Source organism: Serratia sp. BNK-4 (assembly GCF_048685115.1).
In the GTDB taxonomy this organism is placed as follows: Bacteria; Pseudomonadota; Gammaproteobacteria; order Enterobacterales; family Enterobacteriaceae; genus Serratia; species Serratia bockelmannii.
Genome location: NZ_JBLQTM010000001.1, coordinates 3,097,009 through 3,115,206, shown reverse-complemented (window position 1 = coordinate 3,115,206; position 18,198 = coordinate 3,097,009). Strand labels below are relative to the sequence as shown.

Genomic DNA, 18,198 nt, shown 5'->3' with positions numbered 1-18,198 from the left:
CGTCATCGGCTCCCGGCGGCGTGCGCTTCATGGCGTTTCCTGCGCGATCAGGGTGCGCAGCAGGGCGATCACCTGGTCAACTTCCTGCGGGGTGAGTGCGCCGTCCTTCGCCCACTGCACGCGCCCGGCCTTATCCAGCACCACGATGGTGGAGCTCTCCTCCGGCAGCCGCCAGGCCATGCGCCCCAGCCCGTCGCTGTCGACGACGAACTGCGCCCAGGGGTAATGGCGTTTGTTTTTCTCGATCTTGCCGCGCACGAAGAAGCCGGAACCCGGTATCGCGTCGTCGGTGTTAACGATGGTGGTCGGCTGGAAGCGATCGCCCGGCAGGTTCGCGTCCTTAACGGCGTTGATCAGCAGCGAGTTCTTCTTTTTGGCTGAGGTGCGCCCGGCGATGTACTGGATCACCCGCACCTTGCCCGCCAGTTTTGCGCTGTCCCACGGCCGGTAGCTGAAATCGCCGTTGCGCAGCAGCAGCTCGCCGCGATCGGCGATGGCGATCGGCGCCACCGGCCGGCCATGCACGAAGTTATGCGCAGATGCCGCCAACGGCGACAGCAGCAGCGCAAGGGCCAGCAAGCGAGGTAACGTCATCATGGCTCCGTACAACCCGCTTATCTGCCCGCCGCGATGGCCGGCTGGGAAAACGACAGCGGAAAGCGCGCCAGCAGCAGCTCCAGGCGCTGGCGGATGTCGATATCCAGGATCGCCGGCCGATCATAGATATCGCCGCCGGCCAGCTTGTCCGCCACCATCACGTCATGCCGGTCACCCATCAGGCCGTTAATCGCCGCCAGGAAGCGCGAGATCTGCCGGGCCTCGCGGTTGTCCGGATCGATCGATCTCAGCGTGTCGTAAAACGAGACCTGGCGGCTGACGATTTTGCGCACGTCGTGGAACTGATGCCCGGTCAGCGCCGGGCCGGCGATCAGCGTCTGCAGCTGGCGCATCTGCTCCTGGCGGTAGGCGATAAAGCCCTGTGCGCTTTCCAGGCGGGTGTGGCGCAGCGCATAGCGCACGTAAGACCATACCGGCTTGCTGAGCAGCAGCCGCAGCAGGTTGCCGTACAGCGTGAGGTTCTTCTGGTTGCCGTTGCGAAACGCGTCCTGAAAATGGCCGAGCACCACGGTGGTGGTGTGGAACAGGCGGTTGGCGCGGTGGGGCGCACCGTACAGCTGCTGAGCGAAGCGCAGGTGCTTGTAGCGGGCGCGGATATATTTGTAGCGCATGCGGGTAGCCGCCGCCAACTGCGGGTCTTGCAGGAAACCGTTCACCAATTGCAGCAGCTCGCGGCGGGAAAAACCGTCTTCCCAAAACTGCAGGCACAGCGCGTAGTTGTCCCGAATGCTCTCGGGGGAGCATTCCAGATCGATCTGCTGCGGCAGGCTGATATTCGCCTCGACCAGGTCATCCTCTTCCACCGCGACAAACAGCGCCTGGGTGGTTTCGGCGGAGAACTTCTTCCAATTCGTGATAGCGGTCATTGATTACTCTCTTTGGGCACATTCAGCCCCAACATAAAGCGATTGCGGTAGGCGCCGATCGTCGGTATCAGGGATAACAGCACGTCTAAACATTGCCCCAGTAAATAAGCGAAGGCGGCGCCCTGCACGCCGAAGGCATACGCCATCGACACCAGCAGCGCAATGTAGGCCGCCGAGGCCGTCGCCTGCGCGATCAGGAAAGCGCGCTGCTTGCCTGCCATAAACAGTAAGGATTCCTGCGGGAAGCCCATCATGGAGACGATGATCGCGCCCAGCATGATTTGAATCAGGTCATAGGCTTCCAGGTATTGCTGCCCGAAGACGGCGGAAATGAGCGGTTTGCCCACCAGCAACATCAACACCGCGACGGCCAGGCCGATGCCGCCGGCCAGCAGCGAGGAGCGCAGGCCCAACAGCCACGGGGTCTTGGTGCGCGGATCCAGGCGCATGATCTCGGGATAGAAGCTTTTTTCCAGCAGCTTGGCCGGGGTGCCCGTCGCATCGAAGAAGGTCATGGCGATCTTGAACAGCCCGGCGGCGGCCGGCCCGAGCACCACGCCCACCAGCACGGTGGTGCAGGAGTTGCGCGCGGCCCAGATGGTATGGGCGATGTTGGTGGTCCAGACGAAGTTCCAGGCGCCCTCGATGCGGCGCGCGACGTTGAACAGGCGTGGCCTCAGCGCGCCGTGGATATCGCGGCGGCGCAGTTCGCGCGCGGTGAACCACCAAAACAGCGTGCCGCCGATCAGGTTAGAGGCGTACCAGGTGACGATAAAGCCGGGGAACCCCAGATCGAAATAATAGGAGATGACGCTGCCCACTGCCTGCAGGAACGGCTTGATCGCCTGCTGGATGGCGATGAGATCGAAGCGGTTGAAGGCGCGCAGCACGCCGGTCGGCGTGGACGAGGTCATCGACGGGATCAGGGTGCAGTACAGCATGGCGAGCCAGAAGCTTTCGCTGTCCAGCCCCAGGGCGTGAGACAAGAACGGCAGCATGATCATGCCGCCCAGCACGGCGATGACGCCGCTGGCGATATCCAGGCCAAAGGAGAAGGCGACGACGTCGCGGAAGCGCCCGGTATTTTGATGCTCCAGCGCCGGGGTGCCGAATTGCACCACAAACTGCCAGGTCTGGAATTTGATGAAATCGCTGACCGCTTTGGTGTAGGCCTGGATCACCACCAGCACGCCGAACATTTCAGGCGACATGCCTTTCCCGGCGCAGGAGAGCGCCAGCAGGCCGAGCAGCGCGCTGGCAACGCTGCCGGAGCCTAAATAGGCGGCATTACGTAAAATGGAGCGAAACGCGCCATCGGAAAACCACCGTTTCATAACCAAAACCAGCCGTTATCGTTGTTTTGCTGCATTTTTTGTTCCGCCGTCATGCGCTTGCCCTGTATGCGTTTAATAAACCTGAGTTTCTTCGCCGGCGTTTTCGCCGGGTTGCCCGATATCGCTCTGTGGGTGCTTCGCGGGATTCACTACGGCGGAAATGGCGTTGAGCGCGTTGCTCAGCACCTCGTCGTAAGGGGCTCTGGCGTCCAGCTCGATGATGCGCGCACCGTTGTACTGCAGGCGCACCATGGCGGCGATCTTGTCTTTCAGCTCTTCATAGCTGTGATCGGGCTTACGGGAAAATGCCGTATCGACGTCGATATCAAGGCGAATGATCAGCGCCGGCCGATAGACGGCCATGCGTTGATATAAACGGCGTTCGCGCGCCGCCAAGCGGCTCAATAGCCAGCCTTTTGCGCGTTCCACGCCGATGCCGGGCCCATCGTAGTAAAAACCTGAAATTTCCGCCTGCGGGTAGCGATCGCTGACCACCAGCACGCCGCTCTGCGCCAGCCGTCGCACCTTGCGCAGGTTGGCGGCGCGCCACAGCGAAAAGCCGTACATGATCAGCGCCGCCCACAGCGCCGGCGGCCTGTTGCTCATGCGCTGAGTTTTATCGGATTTGGCCGCGAGGCGCCGTTCCAACCACACGCCGATGAACGGCAACTTCTTGATTTTGTCGCCGTCTTCGCCGGAGATCAGCCCCAAATAGCGGCGCTCCGTGGGGCGATGTTGCTGCAGGTTTTTCACCAGATCGGCGGTCAGCGTGGACTTGCCCGTGCCGTCGCTGCCCACCACGGCAATCAGCCCGGTGATGCAGGTGGGAGAGGTATCCTGTTCGGCGGTGAGTTTATTTTTTTTCATCTGTTTCGGTACGAAAAGGTTATTTGGCGGCTAGGCATTGGCGGCCCTCAGCGATATTTTAACGGCGCGCAGTGAGGCATCGAAAATACGGTTAGCCGGCTCGCGGCCGTCTAAATCCAATATGTTAGCGCCATTAAACGTCAGGTGCGGGATGACGGCGATCTTTTCACGCAACGCCGCCAGCGAGTGATCGGGTTTACGTGAATAGGCCGTTTGTTCGTCAATATCCAGCCGAATTAATAATAAGGGCTGATAAGACGCCATCCATTGGTACAGCTTTTGTTCGCGCTTTCTCAGCCCGCGGATCCAGCGATTGCCGCCGGCGGTTTTCGCCAGCTGCGGGCCATCGAAACGAAACCCTGCCACTTCGGCCTGCGGATAACGATCGGTGATCAGCAATGCGCCGCTGCGACTTTTCTTCAGCATGCGACGGAATTTATAAACGCGCCAATAGGAGAGTAAAAAAATTACCAGCGCCGTGGCATTATCCGGCGGTGTGGAAGGGCGCTCATGCACGCGTTCCGATTTCTTCAGCAAATAACGCCCGAAGGGCGCGCCAATAATCGGCAGCGAACTGATCCATTCGCCGATGCGCCCGGAAGACTGGCCGAGATACAGCAGTTCGGCAGGTTCTTGTGCCGATAAGGCGTTGACCAGGCTGGCAGCTAACGTGGATTTTCCCGAGCCGTCACAGCCGGTTATCGCTATTACGCGCACGGGCGAGCGATCAGATGAAGGTCTTATCTGCTGACTCACAATAATTGATCCAATGCGAAAAAAACTATTGTATTCCAATACGCCTTGGGTTCAAGATATTTATTGTGCTTTGCTGCGATAAAATAATGAGATTGGTATTCTTGTTCGCTATTTGAATTGATATTTATGGCGTTCGTTCTTGTTATTTTGTGCTAATTGTTCGTGCGTGCGCCGGTTTCGCTTTTTATGTTAATTTCCGGCAGGGCTCACGGTGAAAAAAGAGCAGAGGTTTTCCATTTTCGCTTAATATTTTGTGCTTTTTGGCGCCGCGCTACGGTAAATTTTTTCACGTAGCCGCCACGGCAATGATAAGCGATAGGTCGCTTCAAATATGGCACGCCGTTTCTGGTGTATTGAAAGAGAGTCTTATTATGAGTGCAAAATTTCCGCCGCTGATTGCGGTTATCGGCAGCGACGGATCGGGTAAGTCCACCGTTTGTGAACATCTGATCGCGTATATGAAACATTATGGCCCGGCGGTGCAAGTGCATCTGGGCAAACAGGCGGGCAACGTCGGCCGCGCGGCGGCGAAATTGCCGCTGCTCGGGCGCTCGGTGGGCAAGGCTATCGAGAGTAATACCAAAAAAGTCAAAACGAAAAAATCCCGCATCGGCCTGTTGCCGTCGGCGGTGATCATCGCTTTCGTGGGGCGGCGGCTGCTGCGTTTCCGCCGCATGCTGGCGTACCGTCGGCAAGGGTTCATCGTGTTGACCGACCGTTTTCCGCAGGCGCAAATCCCCGGCGCTTACGACGGTACGGTTTTTCCCGTCGACGTGGAAGGGAGCCGTTTTGTCCGTTGGCTGGCGGCGCGCGAGCGGGCGGCGTTCCAATGGATGGCGGGGCAAAAACCGGATCTGGTACTCAAGCTGAATGTCAGTCTGGACGTGGCCTGCGCGCGTAAACCCGATCACCGCAAAGCGGCGTTGGAGAAGAAGATCGCCGTCACGCCGTTATTGACGTTCGAAGGCGCCGACATCGTGGATCTCGATGCCGATCGGCCGATCGAGGAGGTGCTTTCGGCGGCGGAAAAAGCCATCGGGGAATTTATGGCGGCGCAGGGTTATCGCTATTCGGCTGATGGGGTATCAACGGCTGCGCACTGAGGTGCGCAGCGATTCGGCAGGGCGGCGATACCATTTTGGCACCGCCGCCGCGGCCGAGAGGGAAGGCTTTATTTTTTCAGCGCCGCAAAGGCGCGCACGATGGCGTCTATCTCTTCATCGCTGTGCGCGGCATTGACGCTGCAGCGCAACAGGGTGATGCCCGCCGGCGCGGCCGGTGGCAGCACCAGGTTTACATACACCCCGTGGGCGATCAGCTCGCGCCAGAAACGCAATCCTTCTTCTTTTGAACCGATCATCACCGGCACCACCGGGCTGATGCGCGGCCCCAGGGTATACCCCAGTTCGGCGAGGCCGTGGTACAGACGGTGCGCGTTGCTCCACAGCTTTTCCCGCAGCTCGGGATGGCGCGCGATTTTTTGCAGCGCCGTGCGCACCGATGCGATGCTGGACGGCGACGGCGAAGCGGTAAAGATATACGGCCGGCTGCTGTAGCGCAGCACGTCCATCCCTTTGCCGCCGACGGCGAAACCGCCGATTGAAGCCAGGCTTTTGCTGAAGGTGCCCAGGATAATATCCACGTCTTGCTCGACGCCGAGCGCTTCGGCCAGGCCGCGGCCGTGCTCGCCCATCACGCCGAAGGAGTGCGCTTCGTCGACCAGCAGATAGCCGCCGAGCCGCCGCTTGATATCGACGATTTCCACCAGCGGGGCGACGTCACCCAGCATGCTGTAGATGCCTTCCACGATAATGATCGCCTCGCGGGCCCGCTCGCCCAGGCGCACCATGCGGCGCTCCAGATCGGCGGCGTCATTGTGGCGGAAGCGAATAATCTCCGCGCCGCCGAGGGCGCAGGCGTCGTAAATGCTCGCGTGGCTGTCTGCGTCGATCAACACCACGGCGCCCGGCCCCGCCAGGGTGCTGATGACGCCCAGGTTGGCGGTATAGCCGGTGGAGAAAACGATGGCGCTTGGGCGATCGAAGAACTCCGCCAGCTCCCGTTCCAGCGTCAGGTGCGATCCGTAACTGCCGTTCGCCATGCGCGAGCCGGTGGTGCCGGTGCCGAGCGCGGCCAGGGCCGCTTGGCCGGCGGCGATCGCCTGCGCATCGAACGTCAGGCCAAGGTAATTATTGGTGCCGGCGAGGACAATCTTTTGATCGCCGATGCGTCCCTGGGTGGCGGAATAGACTTCGTCGATGCAGGTGCCGAACGGATTCAGACCGGACGTTTGAAATTGCTCACGGTCATTGGCGAGCCGCGCAAACTTATCATACAGTCCCATGGTTTTTCTCCAGATAAGGGCGCAGCGCGTCAAGCAGTTGCTCAGGCGTTCTGACATCAAGCAATATATTGATAGGAATGGAGATATCTAATTCATCTTCCAGCATCATCAGCAGATCCAAGACCCTGATGGATTCCAGGCCAAGATCATTGACGAGATCGCTATCAGGTTTTATTTCCACTCCGCCTTCGACGATACCTTGCAAACACGTCAGGATATAATCCATTACAGCATCGCGATTTAGCATAAGAACGTTGACACACCTCTAATTGGAATAATTAAAACAGCCCTTCGCGCAGTGCGCGCTCCAAACTTACCTGTGGAAACCAATTAATCTGTTGCGACAGCGCGTGATTACTGGCGGACCAGTCGTGATGCGTTAATTCGCGTATTTTGCTGCGCGTCAGCATCGGCTCTTGTTTGACCAGGCGGTTCCACACCACGCTGATATCCGCCAGGGCTTTCAGCAGCGGCAGCGGAATGCCCACCAGACGCACCGGCCCGTGACGCACGGCGGCGCCGATGTCGCGCAGGCGCAGCCAGTTATAGCCTTCGGCCACGCCGTCGCACAGTTCGTAAATATTCGGCTGCGCGGGTTCGGCCTGCACCCATTGGCTGACCGCCTTTGCCAAATCGCTCACGTGCAGAAAAGTGAGCTTGGCCTCAGGCGCGCCCAGCCGGGGCAGTACGCCGCGCAGCAGGCCGTTGAACAGCGGTTTCAGCTCTTTATCGCCCGGCCCGTAAACCGCCGTTGGGCGGAAAATCCCCAGCGCGATATCGCCGGAGGCGGCGATGAGTTGCTGCTCGGCGGCCTGTTTTGAATGGGCGTACCAGGACAGCGCCGGATGGCGGGCCGCCAGCGACGACATGAACAAGAAACGATTGCAGCGGCCGTTTTGCCTGGCCGCCTGCATCAGGTTCAGGCTGCCGGTGACGTTGCAGCGGGTGAACACCGCTTCCGCATGCCCGCGCACCTGGCCCGCACAATGCACGACGTATTCTGCGCCGCGCACCAGCTCGGTGAGCGAGGGCCGATCTTCCAGCGCGCCGGGGATCCACTGCAGGTTGTCCGCAGCGGCTTTTCCGGCTTGCCGCGTCAGGGCGCGCACGTTAAACCCTTGCGCCAGCAGTTCCTGGACGATATGCCGGCCGATAAAGCCGGTCGCGCCCGTCACTGCGACGGTGCCGCTCATTGCGCGAAACCGGCCAGCTGCGGCATTTGCGGATAGAGCGAAGCGCTCAGCCAGCGTTTTTTGGCCTCCGCACGGGCGGGTTTGCCCGATGACGTGCGGGGAATGCTGTGCGGCGGCAGCAGCTCGATGTCCACCGCAATGCCGAACTCGCTTTGAATGCGCGCGCTCAGCGAATGCACGATTTGTTCCCGGCGTTCTTCCGAACTGACTCGGCACTGGATTTGCAAAATGATCCTGGCCGCTTCGTCGTGTTCTTCAGTCACGAAGGCAATCGCATCGCCGGAACGGATTTCCGGTTCGGATTCCGCGACGTACTCGATATCCTGTGGCCAGATATTGCGGCCGCGAATGATGATCAAGTCCTTCTTGCGGCCGGTGACGTACAGATAGCCGTCCAGCAGGTAGCCCAGATCGCCGGTATCCATCCAGCCGGTCACCTGAATTTGCTTCTGAGATTCATCGTCGCAGAAATAGCCGTTCATCAGGCTGGGGCCGGAAATCGTGATATGGCCGACCTGGCGCTCCGGCAGCGGTTGCCCGGTTTCGCTGCGGATCTCGATGCGGTGGCCGGGCAGCGCACGGCCGCAGTTGACGAAGGTCGAGACGGCGCGGGTTTTTTTGCCCGGCGCGACCGCTTTACCCTCGTACTCCAAAATATCGCGGTCGACCGCGTTGGTTTGCGGGCCGGAGCAAGGATCGGAAAAGCTCACCGCCAGGGTGTTCTCGGCCAGGCCGTAACACGGCATGAAGGCTTTGCTGTCGAAGTTGATGCTGCTGAAGTGTTCGCCAAACTGGCCGAGCAGCTCGGCCGGGATCGGCTCGGCGCCTACGCCGGCAACCCGCCAGCTGGAAAGATCCAGATCGGCCAGCTCTTTGGCGTTGCTGCGGCGTAGACACAGATCGTAGCCGAACGGCGGGGCGACGGACACCGTGCCGCGATTCTTGGCGATCAGTTTCAGCCACTGCATCGGGCGCATGGCGAAATCTTGCGTGCGCAGATAATCGACGGACAGCTGGGTCGCCACCGGCGTCAGCAGGAAACCGACCAGGCCCATGTCGTGATAGAAGGGCAGCCATGAAACGCAGCGATCGCCCGCACGCAGCTTGATCCCGTCGCGGCTGATCGCGTTCAGGTTCGCCATGGCCGCCCGCTGGGTAATGATCACGCCGCGCGGGAAGCGGGTGCTGCCCGAGGTGTATTGGAGGTAGGCGATATCGTCGGGCGAAGGCGCGGGCAACGCGATCTCCGGCTCCGGCAAGGCGTTAAAATCCTCGTCGCTGAGGATGTGCATCGCCGACGTGTTTTCCGTGGCTGACGCGATGAGCGGTGTCCACTCTTCGCTGCTGATGATCGCCGCCGGGTTGCAGCTGGCGATCAGCCCTTTCAGTTTGGCGGTGTAGGAGTCGCGCTGGCCCACGCCCATCGGGATCGCCAACGGTACCGCCACCAGGCCGGCATATTGGCACGCAAAAAAGGCTTCGACGAATCCCGCGCTGGTTTCGGCGATAAGCGCCACGCGATCGCCTTTCTTGAGCTTCAGGGACAATAAGCGCCGCGCGCCCGAGATCGCTTTTTGCTGCAGCGTGCGATATTCGAGAACGGTCACGAGTTGATTGCGACGGTCGTAAAAATTCATTCCCGTATTGCCCAGCGCCGCGTAATCCAACGCGTCCACTAAAGTGGGGAAGTCCGCATAGCGCATAGGAAGAGAATGAACGGAACTTGTTTCAGACATAGACAAACTTAGCCATAGATTAAAAATCACCAAAAGAGAAAAATCACTCTTGGCGAGGTAATTGATGTTTTACTATGAATAGGTTTTTGAATAAGTTTGTTATTCAACCATCTTCATTCCGCGAACAGCGTATATTGCCGTGCTTGAGCGGCACGCCGGTTATTAACCGGTCAGAGCGCGAGTAGCCCGTGCTATCAGCCTGAACGGCACCCCGGCGATATACGAGAGGCTATTGTAATATCCGGGTTTCGCCGTTCTTTAGTCTGCATCTGTCGGGCAGGAAATAACTGTCGGCTCATAGGTTATGACCTCATGCATGGCTATCTTGGAACTTAAACACTTCCTAAACAGTATGCCGCAAGAAATCCAAAAGTGAACGATTCATTTAAGGCTAATCTTAAAAAGAGCATTAAGTGGTAAAGATGGCGGCACACCTCCTGATTAAAGTCGGTACACTAAAAACGGCGAGTTTCTTTTGCCATAACAGCACGAAATAATAAAAGAGCACCATTAGCGTAGCCTGGCTGCGCCGCTTTCTGTTTCCTTTTTTTATCAATTATGGACATCACAGGGTGAATGTAGAGCCAATAATGCGCTGATTCACAGGGGGTAATATTCGGTTTTTCTTATCATTGAACCGGAGGCAATACACAATCCAATAAAAGAGAACAGCATAAAAAATGCTAAAGGCGTTGTCGCGCGCTCATTTAATTATTTTATTAAAACGTAAGGCTATTTATGATCCGTATTGAGAAAGTTCTGGATAAACGCGAACTTAAAGAATTTATTGCTTTCCCCTCGCAACTGTTTCGCGATGATCCGAACTGGATTGAGCCGCTGCATATCGAGCGCGAAGAGCACCTGTCAAAGAAGAATCCCGGCACCGACCATATTGAATGGCAGGCATGGGTGGCCAAAAAACATGGCAAAGTCGTTGGGCGCATCACGGCGCAAATCGATTCTCTGCACCGGGAGCTGCATGGCGAGGATACCGGCCACTTCGGCATGATTGACGCCGTTGACGATCCCGCCGTTTTCAGCACCTTATTCACGGTCGCGGAAGAGTGGCTGAGATCGAAAGGCGCGCGTAAAATCACCGGGCCATTCAGCCTCAATATCAATCAGGAAAGCGGCCTGTTGGTCGAAGGGTTCGATACCCCGCCTTCCGCCCTGATGACGCACGCGAAACCCTACTACGCGGCCCAGATAGCGCAACAGGGCTACAGCGAAGGGATTGATTTGCTTGCCTATTGGATGAAAAGAACCGATCTGCATTTTTCGCCGTCGCTGACCCGGATGATGGATCAGGTGCGCAAAAAGGTGACCGTGCGCCGCCTCAATCGCAAGCGCTTTCGCGAGGAGATGCAGGTGCTGCGCGAGGTGTTCAACTCCGGGTGGCAGCATAACTGGGGGTTTGTCCCGTTCACCGAGCATGAGTTCGCCACCATGGGGGATCAGCTGAAGTTTCTGGTGCCCGACGATATGATCCATATCGCCGAGGTGGATGGTGCCCCCTGTGCCTTTATTGTCGGCCTGCCAAACATCAACGAAGCGATTGCCGATCTGCAGGGGCGGTTATTGCCGTTCGGTTGGGCGAAGCTCTTGTGGCGGCTGAAAGTCAGCGGCGTGCGCACCGCGCGCGTGCCGTTGATGGGCGTGCGTCAGGAATATCAATTCAGCCGCATCGGGCCGATTATTGCGCTGTTGCTTATTGAGGCGCTGCGCGAGCCTTTCGCGAAGCGCAATATCGACGCGCTGGAAATGTCGTGGATCCTGGAAACCAATACCGGCATGCGGACGATTTTAGAACGCATCGGCGCAGTTCCCTATAAGCGCTACCGCTTGTTCGAGAAAACGCTTTAACCGGCTGATAACGCATCGCCTTTTCACGTTCTCAGAATAATAACCGCGGCAGGGTATTTTCGGGCGGTGCCGTTTCAGGGGCAGGGTGACGGCGCGTGAGGGAATGCATCGCCTCCTGGAAGAGAACAGTTAAGGTCCTTAATTAATAAACTCGTGATAAATTCACGCCGCGTTATTTATTCGCGAGTGATTGTCGCAGTCTTGACGAGAGCAGATTGTATGCCTGTGGAAAAGAAAAAAGGAATAAGCCGATTAACCTACAGCATAAGGAATTCCTGGGCCGGGTTTATTGACGCCGTGCTTACCGAAGATGCGTTCCGCCAATTATTGGTTATTAACGCCATTTTACTGGTTGTTACATTTGGTTTAGATATTACAAATATAGAGCGGCTGTTATTAATCACCTGCAGTTTTCTGCTATTGGTGGTTGAACTGCTTAATACGGCGATTGAAACCGTGGTCGATCGCATTTCGCTGGAATTACATCCGTTATCCAAACGCGCCAAAGATTTGGGCGGCGCAGCGCAGCTGGTGGCCGTGGTGATGACTATCATTATTTGGGGAATGGTGCTGCTGGGGCGATAGGGGCTTTGGTGGCTCAACCAGCAAGCCGGTTGCCGTGGCGATATAAGCGGTTATCATCGTTGTTTTGCGTCCTCTGCCATTTCAGCAAGGAGAGTTGGCCGTTATGCCCGTGAATTTTGATCTCAACGATCTTTATGCGTTTCGCGCGCTGGTGGAGTACGGCAATTTTCGGCTGGCCGCAGAGTCCATCTGCCTGTCGCAGTCGGCATTGAGCCGCAGGATTGAGAAGCTGGAAAACGCGCTGGGCATCAAATTGTTCGACCGCACCACCCGGCGCGTGACCTTGACGCTGTACGGGCAGGCCTTCGCCGAACGTTCGGAGCAGTTACTGATGAACGTCGAAGCGGTGATGGCCGATATCGATAAGGTCAGCCAGGAGCGGGTGGGGCTGGTCACCGTCGCCACGGTGCCATCGGCGGCCTACTATTTCATGCCCGACGTGATACGCCGTTTCCGGCTTCGCTATCCGCGCGTGCGCGTTAAGCTGATCGACGGCAGCGCAGGCAATGTCATCGAGGCGGTCACCGGCGGCCAGGCCGATTTCGGCATCTGCTTCGCCGGGCGGCTGCAGCCTAATCTTGAGTTTGTGCCGTTGGTGGGGGACGTCTACGTGGCCGCCTGCCGGCGTGACCATTCGCTCGCCGGTAAAAAGACTCTCACCTGGCGGGAGTTTTATCAGCAGGATTACGTGTCGCTGGATAAAACCTCCGGCAATCGCAATCTGCTCGATCAGCGCCTGGAACACCTCGTGCCGGAACGCCCCAGCGTGTGTGAAACTCGCCATGTGACGACCATGCTGGGCATGGTTGAGGCGGGCATCGGCATTGCCGCCGTGCCCGCCATGTCGATGCCCGCTTCAGAGCATTCGGTGTTGACGTCGGTACCGCTGGTCGATCCGGTGGTGAAACGCACCGTAGGCCTCATCAGACGCGGCGGCCGCATGCAGTCTTTCGTCGCCGCCGAGTTGGAAAAGCTGATTACTGAACAGTATCACTCTGCCTGACCGGCTGCGGCGCCGGCACGGTTCGCATGCCGGTCGCACGAATGGTCGGCTGCGCCTGAGAGGAGGTGAGGAAGTCCAGCAGCGCTTTGCCTTCGCGGCGGTGCTCCGCCTTGGCGGTCACCGCGCCCGCGAAGCGGGTGATGTACTGCACGTTTTCCGGCAGCTCGCCGATAAAGGTCACGCCCGCCACGGGCAGCAATTCGCTGACCTGCTGGAAACCCAGCGCGTATTTCCCCTGCGCCACTTCAGAGGCCACCGGGATGCGCTCAACCTTATGCGCCTTTCCTTTCACCTGTTCCTCGATACCCAGCTTTTTAAACAGTTGGCCGCTGACATAGCGGCCGCTGGCGCTGTCGGAATAGGCGAAAGAGTCCGCCTGCAGCAGGACATTGCGCAGGTCGGCATCCGTTTTTACCACCGGCTTGGGCGCGCCCTGTTTGACCACCATGCCGATCGGCGAATCGGCCAGCTCCACGCGCGAACCCGGCTGGGTCCAGCGCTCTTTTTCCAGTTGGGTGAGCGCGTCGCCCACCATGATCAGCACATCGGCTTGCTCTCCGCGCGCTAACCGCGCGGGGATCGCCTGCGGCGTTTTGCCCATCGAGGGGCCGGACACCAGAATGATTTTATCGCCGCTTTGGGCTTCATACTCCGGGGCCAGCTTCTCCAGCGCGGCTTTGAAGCCGCCGGAGATCATCACGGTCACGTCTTTGGCCAGCGCCGCCGTACTGCAGGAGGCGCACACCAGCGCGGCGAGGATCGAACGAGTGAGTTTTAGCATGACATCATTCCTTTTGAGATGGCGGCTTAGCGCGCGGTTTGCAGCGGCATGGCGATGCGGCGATACATATACAGCGTCGCCAGCAGGGCGCACAGCGCGGCGAAGCTCATCCAGTAGCCCGGTGAAGCCTTGTCGCCGGTGTATTCGATCAACGCAGTGGAGACTACCGGCGTAAAGCCGCCGAACACCGCCGTCGCCAGGCTGTAGGCCAGCGAGAACCCGGCCACCCGCACTTCCGTTGGCATGATCTCCGTCAAGGCCGGGATCATCGCGCCGTTGTAGAGGCCGTAAATGAAGGACAGCCACAGCAGCACGGCCAGCATCATGCTGAAGCTGGGGGCGGCGGCGAGCAGGCTCAGCGCCGGGTAGGCGGTGGCCAACGTCAGCAACGTCATGGCGACCAGAACCGGTTTGCGGCCGAAGCGATCCGACAGCGCGCCGCCGATGGGCAGCCAGATGAAGTTGGAGATCGCCACCAGCAGGGTGACCAGCAAGCTGTCTGAAGCGCTGAGCAGCAGCACCTTTTTGCCGAAGGTCGGCGCATAGACGGTGATGAGGTAAAACGCGGTGGTGGTCATGGCGACCATCAGCATGCCGGCGATCACCACCGGCCAGTTTTTCAGCAGGGTTTTAAACACGTCGCGCATCGCCAGGTGGTGACGGCGAGCGGTAAATTCCTGCGTCTCTTCCAGCTTGCGGCGCAGGAAGAAGATGAAGGGAACGATCAGGCAGCCAAACAGGAAAGGCAGGCGCCAGCCCCATTCGCGAATGGCGCTTTCTTCCAGCGCCGCATTGAGCGCGAAGCCCATGGCTGCCGCCACCATGATAGCCACCTGCTGGCTGCCGGACTGCCAGCTGGTGTAGAAGCCTTTACGGCCCGGCGTGGCGATTTCAGCCAGATAGACGGACACGCCGCCCAGCTCCGCGCCCGCCGAAAAGCCTTGCAACAGACGCCCGCACAGCACCAGCAGCGGCGCCCAAAGCCCGATGCTTTGGTAAGAGGGGATCAGCACGATCAGGAAGGTGCCTGCGGCCATGATCGACAGGGTCACGATCAACCCTTTGCGGCGGCCGACTTTATCGATGTAAGCACCTAGCACGACAGCGCCGATCGGGCGCATCAGAAAACCTGCGCCGAATACCGCGAAGGTCATCATCAGCGAGGCGAACTCGCTGCTGGCCGGGAAAAAGGTGTGTGCGATGTAGGTAGCGTAAAAGCCGAACAGGAAAAAATCGAACTGCTCTAAAAAGTTGCCGGAGGTGACGCGCAGTATCGCGCCGGTTCTGGCCCGGGTGGTCATGGGTGAGGTAGAGGAATGCATCTTTATCTCCAGTTTGTTATTGGCGCTTGACGCCGCGCCTGTTGCTGAAGACTCGCTCAGGAAAATAAAGTAAATAAGCGCAATAAACGCATGGCGCGATGCGTTTGACGCATCAATCGGCGTTAACAATGTTGCCTAACCCGATGTAACGTGGCGTTAACAAGTTTGTCGCTCATTGCCCGCTGCGCAGAACGCCGAAAACGTTATGCGCTTTTTGTGGCAGGGTTCATAAAGGGGCGGCGGGGAAGCGCCCCGTGCCTCTGAACGATTGTTCGATACCGTACGTAAAAAGATGAATACCTCGCACTGCGTTTGCAAAATACGTGGATGTACGTTCAGCCTTGCAGTATCCACGTATGCCTTTGCATGTTATCCCTGCGCCTCTCTGCTATAGCTTTACATCTATATAGTTACTGATCTATATTTTAGGGAGGTCCCGTGTGGGAAATTAAAACAACGGATGCATTTGATCATTGGTACAGATCGCTCAGCGATGCCGATCGGGCCGGCGTACTTGCCGCATTGATGGTCCTGCGGGAAAAGGGGCCGGGGCTGCCCAGACCCTATGCCGATACGGTTAAAGGCTCACGTTACAGCAATATGAAAGAGTTGCGCATTCAGTGCCGAGGCGAACCGTTGCGGGCATTCTTCGCTTTCGATCCGTACCGTATTGGCATTGTGCTTTGCGCGGGCAATAAAGCCGGTAATGAAAAGCGTTTTTACGATCGGATGATCCAGGTTGCCGATCGGGAATTCACGAACTGGCTGAACACATTAAACGAGAAGGAGTGACGCGATGGGCAGAACGTTGGAACAGCTTATTGCGGATGAAAAGCCCGAGGTCGTGGCCAAAGCGCAGGCGCTGGCGGCGGACATCATGCTGAACATTCACCTTGCCGAGCTGCGTGAAAAAGTACAGAAAACGCAGGTTGAAATGGCGCAGGCGCTGGGGATCAGGCAGCCGACCGTTGCCGTGATGGAAAAACCGGGCCGCGATCTGAAACTGTCTTCGCTTAAACGCTATGTTGAGGCGGCCGGCGGCAAACTGCGCCTGGACATCGAACTGCCGGACGGTTCGCACTACGAATTTGTGCTGTAAGCGCTAACGGCAGAAAAGCAAAAGCCCGCTCAGGTTTCCCCGAGCGGGCTTTGCGTACCTGGGATGCTTTGAAACAACCAGGCGGCCGTGAAAGCAAAGAGGCGCAAGACGGGCAGGCTGTCTGAGCGCTTTCGTTTGGGCCGGATAGCGTTAAACAAGCCACCCACACTCCCTTCGCGATGTCTTGCTTGCCCGTAACTGTCTCCTTGCTCCTTAGCTGAAACGATACAAATTATATTGATAAGTAGCTCGTTTCATGTGCAAAAAGTCAACGTCTTTCATTAAAACTGCGATGAAATTCGTATTTTTATCGCGCTATTTCGTCAAATACTCACCCGGTGAAGCTCATCACATTTCTTTAACCTGCTTAACAGTAGATTTTCCTTGTTTATAAAAAATCGATTCAGCTAAAGGGGAAGGGAAATGAAAAAGACATGGGTGATGGCGGTGTTTTCGGCCCTGATTTCAGGGCAGGCGGCGGCGCAGAGTTGGGTGCTGACCAGCGCTGAAGATGGCGTGGAGAAAGGAAACTGGAAGATTTCGAGCGAGGCGCTGAAGATTAAGGATAAAACGTTCAGCATTGAGCAGAAGGTGTTGCACGGCGGCAAGCAAGAAGGCAGCAAAGTCGTCATTATCCGCAGCGAGGATGGCCTGACCATCACGCTGAGCCCCACCCGCGGCATGAACCTCCTGCGGGCAGAAGGCTTTGGCGCGAAAATGGGATGGGATTCCCCGGTCAAAGAGGTGGTCAACCCCGCCTTTATCAACCTGGAAAGCCGCAATGGGCTCGGCTGGCTGGAAGGTTTCAATGAGATGATGGTGCGTTGTGGCTATGAGTGGACCGGGCATCCGGTGACCGACGCAGGGCAAATTTACACGTTGCACGGCAAAGCGGGCAATACGCCGGCCTCGCGGGTTGAGGTTGAGGTAGCGGATACGGCGCCGTATGAAATTCGTATTCGCGGCCTGATCAAAGAGAGCACATTCAAAAAAGCCGATCTGCAAACCCTGACCGAATTGCGCTATGTGCCTGGCAGCAACAGTTTCAGCCTGCATGATGTGTTAACCAATCGGGCGGATTATCCCCATGACTACCAGATTATTTATCACAGCAATTTCGGCGCGCCGATTCTGGAAAATGGCGCCCGCTTCCTGGCGCCGATGGCCAGCATCAGCCCGTTTAACGACTATGCCAAAGCCGGGCTGAAGACCTGGGGAACCTATGCCGGCCGAACCAAAGGGTTCGATGAAATGGTCTTTAACATTAAGCCATTATCGGATCCGAATCATCAAACGCTGGCGGCGCTGGTCAATAACGCGGGCGACAAAGGGGTGGCGATTCAGTTCGATACCCGCCAATTACCCGTCCTGACGCTGTGGAAGAATACCGATACGTTAAAACAGGGGTATGTGACGGGGATTGAGCCGGGCACCAGCTATGCCTACCCGGTCACTATTGAGCGTGAACAAAAACGCGTTAAGCAGCTGCAGCCTGGCGCCAGTGCGCAGTTTGATCTGACCTATACCTTGCTGCACAGCAAAGCGCAGGTGGCGGATCTGGAGAAGAAGATTGCGGATATTCAGGGCAAGGTAAAAATTGAAGAGAATGACGCGCCGATAGCCAAAGAGTAACGCTGCCTGTCGATGCATTTAGCGTTAAAGCAAAAAGCCCGCTTAAGTTTCCTTAAGCGGGCTTCTCTAAATATGGCTCCTCTGACTGGGATCGCCTTTGCCAGTAACTGGCTAAAAAGTAAGCTAAACCTGAATTACCTTTCTGTCAAGACCACCAGAATGACCACCATAAATGTACATGGATGCGTACATATGAATA

General features: G+C 57.7%; 18 protein-coding genes. 7 read left to right on the top strand and 11 right to left on the bottom strand.

Annotated elements, in window-relative coordinates; translation table 11 throughout:
• Positions 1-27: 27 nt before the first annotated feature.
• The 5 genes from ACMGGW_RS14940 to ACMGGW_RS14920 form a co-directional block, all read right to left on the bottom strand.
• The gene (locus ACMGGW_RS14940) at positions 28-594 is read right to left on the bottom strand and encodes a YtfJ family protein (protein ID WP_197832529.1); all 567 of its coding nucleotides are present in this window, start codon (positions 592-594) and stop codon (positions 28-30) included.
• Positions 595-614: 20 nt separating this feature from the next.
• Positions 615-1,484, bottom strand: a complete 870-nt coding sequence (locus ACMGGW_RS14935; protein WP_197819200.1) for a hypothetical protein — start codon at positions 1,482-1,484, stop codon at positions 615-617.
• On the bottom strand, positions 1,481-2,818 hold the full coding sequence (locus ACMGGW_RS14930) for a lipopolysaccharide biosynthesis protein (protein WP_004935553.1): 1,338 nt from the start codon (positions 2,816-2,818) through the stop codon (positions 1,481-1,483). The genes ACMGGW_RS14935 and ACMGGW_RS14930 overlap by 4 nt, the downstream gene beginning before the upstream one ends.
• 72 nt (positions 2,819-2,890) lie before the next feature.
• Positions 2,891-3,685, bottom strand: a complete 795-nt coding sequence (locus ACMGGW_RS14925) for a hypothetical protein (RefSeq protein ID WP_148123586.1) — start codon at positions 3,683-3,685, stop codon at positions 2,891-2,893.
• A 30-nt stretch (positions 3,686-3,715) separates the two neighbouring features.
• The gene (locus ACMGGW_RS14920) at positions 3,716-4,441 is read right to left on the bottom strand and encodes a lipoprotein (protein WP_038629668.1); all 726 of its coding nucleotides are present in this window, start codon (positions 4,439-4,441) and stop codon (positions 3,716-3,718) included.
• Positions 4,442-4,812: 371 nt separating this feature from the next.
• Between ACMGGW_RS14920 and ACMGGW_RS14915 the strand changes: the two genes are divergently transcribed.
• Positions 4,813-5,544: an ATP-binding protein gene (locus tag ACMGGW_RS14915; protein ID WP_025303502.1), complete on the top strand. Its 732-nt coding sequence runs from the start codon at positions 4,813-4,815 to the stop codon at positions 5,542-5,544.
• 68 nt (positions 5,545-5,612) lie between these two features.
• On the opposite strand, the gene spt is transcribed toward ACMGGW_RS14915, so the two are convergent.
• The 4 genes from spt to ACMGGW_RS14895 are packed head-to-tail and all read right to left on the bottom strand — an operon-like array spanning position 5,613 to position 9,714.
• On the bottom strand, positions 5,613-6,785 hold the full coding sequence (gene spt, locus ACMGGW_RS14910; RefSeq protein WP_164067456.1) for a serine palmitoyltransferase: 1,173 nt from the start codon (positions 6,783-6,785) through the stop codon (positions 5,613-5,615).
• Positions 6,772-7,032 (bottom strand): acyl carrier protein, encoded by a 261-nt coding sequence (locus ACMGGW_RS14905; RefSeq protein ID WP_015378483.1) that lies wholly within the window; start codon positions 7,030-7,032, stop codon positions 6,772-6,774. Before ACMGGW_RS14905 ends, spt begins: the two co-directional genes overlap by 14 nt.
• A 31-nt stretch (positions 7,033-7,063) precedes the next feature.
• A complete protein-coding gene (locus ACMGGW_RS14900) occupies positions 7,064-7,978 on the bottom strand; it encodes an NAD-dependent epimerase/dehydratase family protein (protein WP_043143080.1) in 915 nt (304 codons plus the stop codon).
• Positions 7,975-9,714, bottom strand: a complete 1,740-nt coding sequence (locus ACMGGW_RS14895; protein WP_038629655.1) for a fatty acyl-AMP ligase — start codon at positions 9,712-9,714, stop codon at positions 7,975-7,977. Before ACMGGW_RS14895 ends, ACMGGW_RS14900 begins: the two co-directional genes overlap by 4 nt.
• A gap of 738 nt (positions 9,715-10,452) precedes the next feature.
• Between ACMGGW_RS14895 and ACMGGW_RS14890 the strand changes: the two genes are divergently transcribed.
• The 3 genes from ACMGGW_RS14890 (at position 10,453) to ACMGGW_RS14880 (ending at position 13,165) form a co-directional block, all read left to right on the top strand.
• Positions 10,453-11,577 carry a hypothetical protein gene (locus ACMGGW_RS14890; RefSeq protein WP_043143083.1) on the top strand — a complete coding sequence of 375 codons (1,125 nt, stop codon included), beginning with the start codon at positions 10,453-10,455 and terminating at the stop codon, positions 11,575-11,577.
• A gap of 219 nt (positions 11,578-11,796) precedes the next feature.
• The gene (locus ACMGGW_RS14885) at positions 11,797-12,162 is read left to right on the top strand and encodes a diacylglycerol kinase (RefSeq protein ID WP_004935528.1); all 366 of its coding nucleotides are present in this window, start codon (positions 11,797-11,799) and stop codon (positions 12,160-12,162) included.
• Between the two features lie 103 nt (positions 12,163-12,265).
• Positions 12,266-13,165 carry a LysR family transcriptional regulator gene (locus ACMGGW_RS14880; protein ID WP_025303496.1) on the top strand — a complete coding sequence of 300 codons (900 nt, stop codon included), beginning with the start codon at positions 12,266-12,268 and terminating at the stop codon, positions 13,163-13,165.
• On the opposite strand, the gene ACMGGW_RS14875 is transcribed toward ACMGGW_RS14880, so the two are convergent.
• Together ACMGGW_RS14875 and ACMGGW_RS14870 are read right to left on the bottom strand one after the other, a co-directional pair.
• Positions 13,140-13,946 (bottom strand): substrate-binding domain-containing protein, encoded by an 807-nt coding sequence (locus tag ACMGGW_RS14875; protein ID WP_127146097.1) that lies wholly within the window; start codon positions 13,944-13,946, stop codon positions 13,140-13,142. The two genes, ACMGGW_RS14880 and ACMGGW_RS14875, sit on opposite strands and share 26 nt — an antisense overlap.
• A 26-nt stretch (positions 13,947-13,972) precedes the next feature.
• Positions 13,973-15,268 (bottom strand): MFS transporter, encoded by a 1,296-nt coding sequence (locus ACMGGW_RS14870; RefSeq protein ID WP_043143090.1) that lies wholly within the window; start codon positions 15,266-15,268, stop codon positions 13,973-13,975.
• Between the two features lie 438 nt (positions 15,269-15,706).
• Here ACMGGW_RS14870 and ACMGGW_RS14865 point away from each other — a divergent pair, with 438 nt between their 5' ends.
• From ACMGGW_RS14865 to ACMGGW_RS14855, 3 genes are all read left to right on the top strand, one after another.
• On the top strand, positions 15,707-16,060 hold the full coding sequence (locus tag ACMGGW_RS14865; RefSeq protein ID WP_025303493.1) for a type II toxin-antitoxin system RelE/ParE family toxin: 354 nt from the start codon (positions 15,707-15,709) through the stop codon (positions 16,058-16,060).
• Positions 16,061-16,064: 4 nt separating this feature from the next.
• Positions 16,065-16,367 (top strand): XRE family transcriptional regulator, encoded by a 303-nt coding sequence (locus ACMGGW_RS14860; protein WP_016927038.1) that lies wholly within the window; start codon positions 16,065-16,067, stop codon positions 16,365-16,367.
• A 423-nt stretch (positions 16,368-16,790) separates the two neighbouring features.
• On the top strand, positions 16,791-17,999 hold the full coding sequence (locus ACMGGW_RS14855) for a DUF4432 family protein (RefSeq protein ID WP_197832530.1): 1,209 nt from the start codon (positions 16,791-16,793) through the stop codon (positions 17,997-17,999).
• Positions 18,000-18,198: the final 199 nt, after the last annotated feature.

Excerpts from the sequence above, each read along its gene's own strand:
- ACMGGW_RS14940 (WP_197832529.1), bottom strand. The coding sequence starts at position 594 with ATGACGTTACCTCGCTTGCTGGCCCTTGCGCTGCTGCTGTCGCCGTTG.
- ACMGGW_RS14935 (WP_197819200.1), bottom strand. The coding sequence starts at position 1,484 with ATGACCGCTATCACGAATTGGAAGAAGTTCTCCGCCGAAACCACCCAG.
- ACMGGW_RS14930 (WP_004935553.1), bottom strand. The coding sequence starts at position 2,818 with ATGAAACGGTGGTTTTCCGATGGCGCGTTTCGCTCCATTTTACGTAAT.
- ACMGGW_RS14925 (WP_148123586.1), bottom strand. The coding sequence starts at position 3,685 with ATGAAAAAAAATAAACTCACCGCCGAACAGGATACCTCTCCCACCTGC.
- ACMGGW_RS14915 (WP_025303502.1), top strand. The coding sequence starts at position 4,813 with ATGAGTGCAAAATTTCCGCCGCTGATTGCGGTTATCGGCAGCGACGGA.
- spt (WP_164067456.1), bottom strand. The coding sequence starts at position 6,785 with ATGGGACTGTATGATAAGTTTGCGCGGCTCGCCAATGACCGTGAGCAA.
- ACMGGW_RS14905 (WP_015378483.1), bottom strand. The coding sequence starts at position 7,032 with ATGCTAAATCGCGATGCTGTAATGGATTATATCCTGACGTGTTTGCAA.
- ACMGGW_RS14900 (WP_043143080.1), bottom strand. The coding sequence starts at position 7,978 with ATGAGCGGCACCGTCGCAGTGACGGGCGCGACCGGCTTTATCGGCCGG.
- ACMGGW_RS14895 (WP_038629655.1), bottom strand. The coding sequence starts at position 9,714 with ATGTCTGAAACAAGTTCCGTTCATTCTCTTCCTATGCGCTATGCGGAC.
- ACMGGW_RS14890 (WP_043143083.1), top strand. The coding sequence starts at position 10,453 with ATGATCCGTATTGAGAAAGTTCTGGATAAACGCGAACTTAAAGAATTT.
- ACMGGW_RS14885 (WP_004935528.1), top strand. The coding sequence starts at position 11,797 with ATGCCTGTGGAAAAGAAAAAAGGAATAAGCCGATTAACCTACAGCATA.
- ACMGGW_RS14880 (WP_025303496.1), top strand. The coding sequence starts at position 12,266 with ATGCCCGTGAATTTTGATCTCAACGATCTTTATGCGTTTCGCGCGCTG.
- ACMGGW_RS14875 (WP_127146097.1), bottom strand. The coding sequence starts at position 13,946 with ATGCTAAAACTCACTCGTTCGATCCTCGCCGCGCTGGTGTGCGCCTCC.
- ACMGGW_RS14870 (WP_043143090.1), bottom strand. The coding sequence starts at position 15,268 with ATGCATTCCTCTACCTCACCCATGACCACCCGGGCCAGAACCGGCGCG.
- ACMGGW_RS14860 (WP_016927038.1), top strand. The coding sequence starts at position 16,065 with ATGGGCAGAACGTTGGAACAGCTTATTGCGGATGAAAAGCCCGAGGTC.
- ACMGGW_RS14855 (WP_197832530.1), top strand. The coding sequence starts at position 16,791 with ATGAAAAAGACATGGGTGATGGCGGTGTTTTCGGCCCTGATTTCAGGG.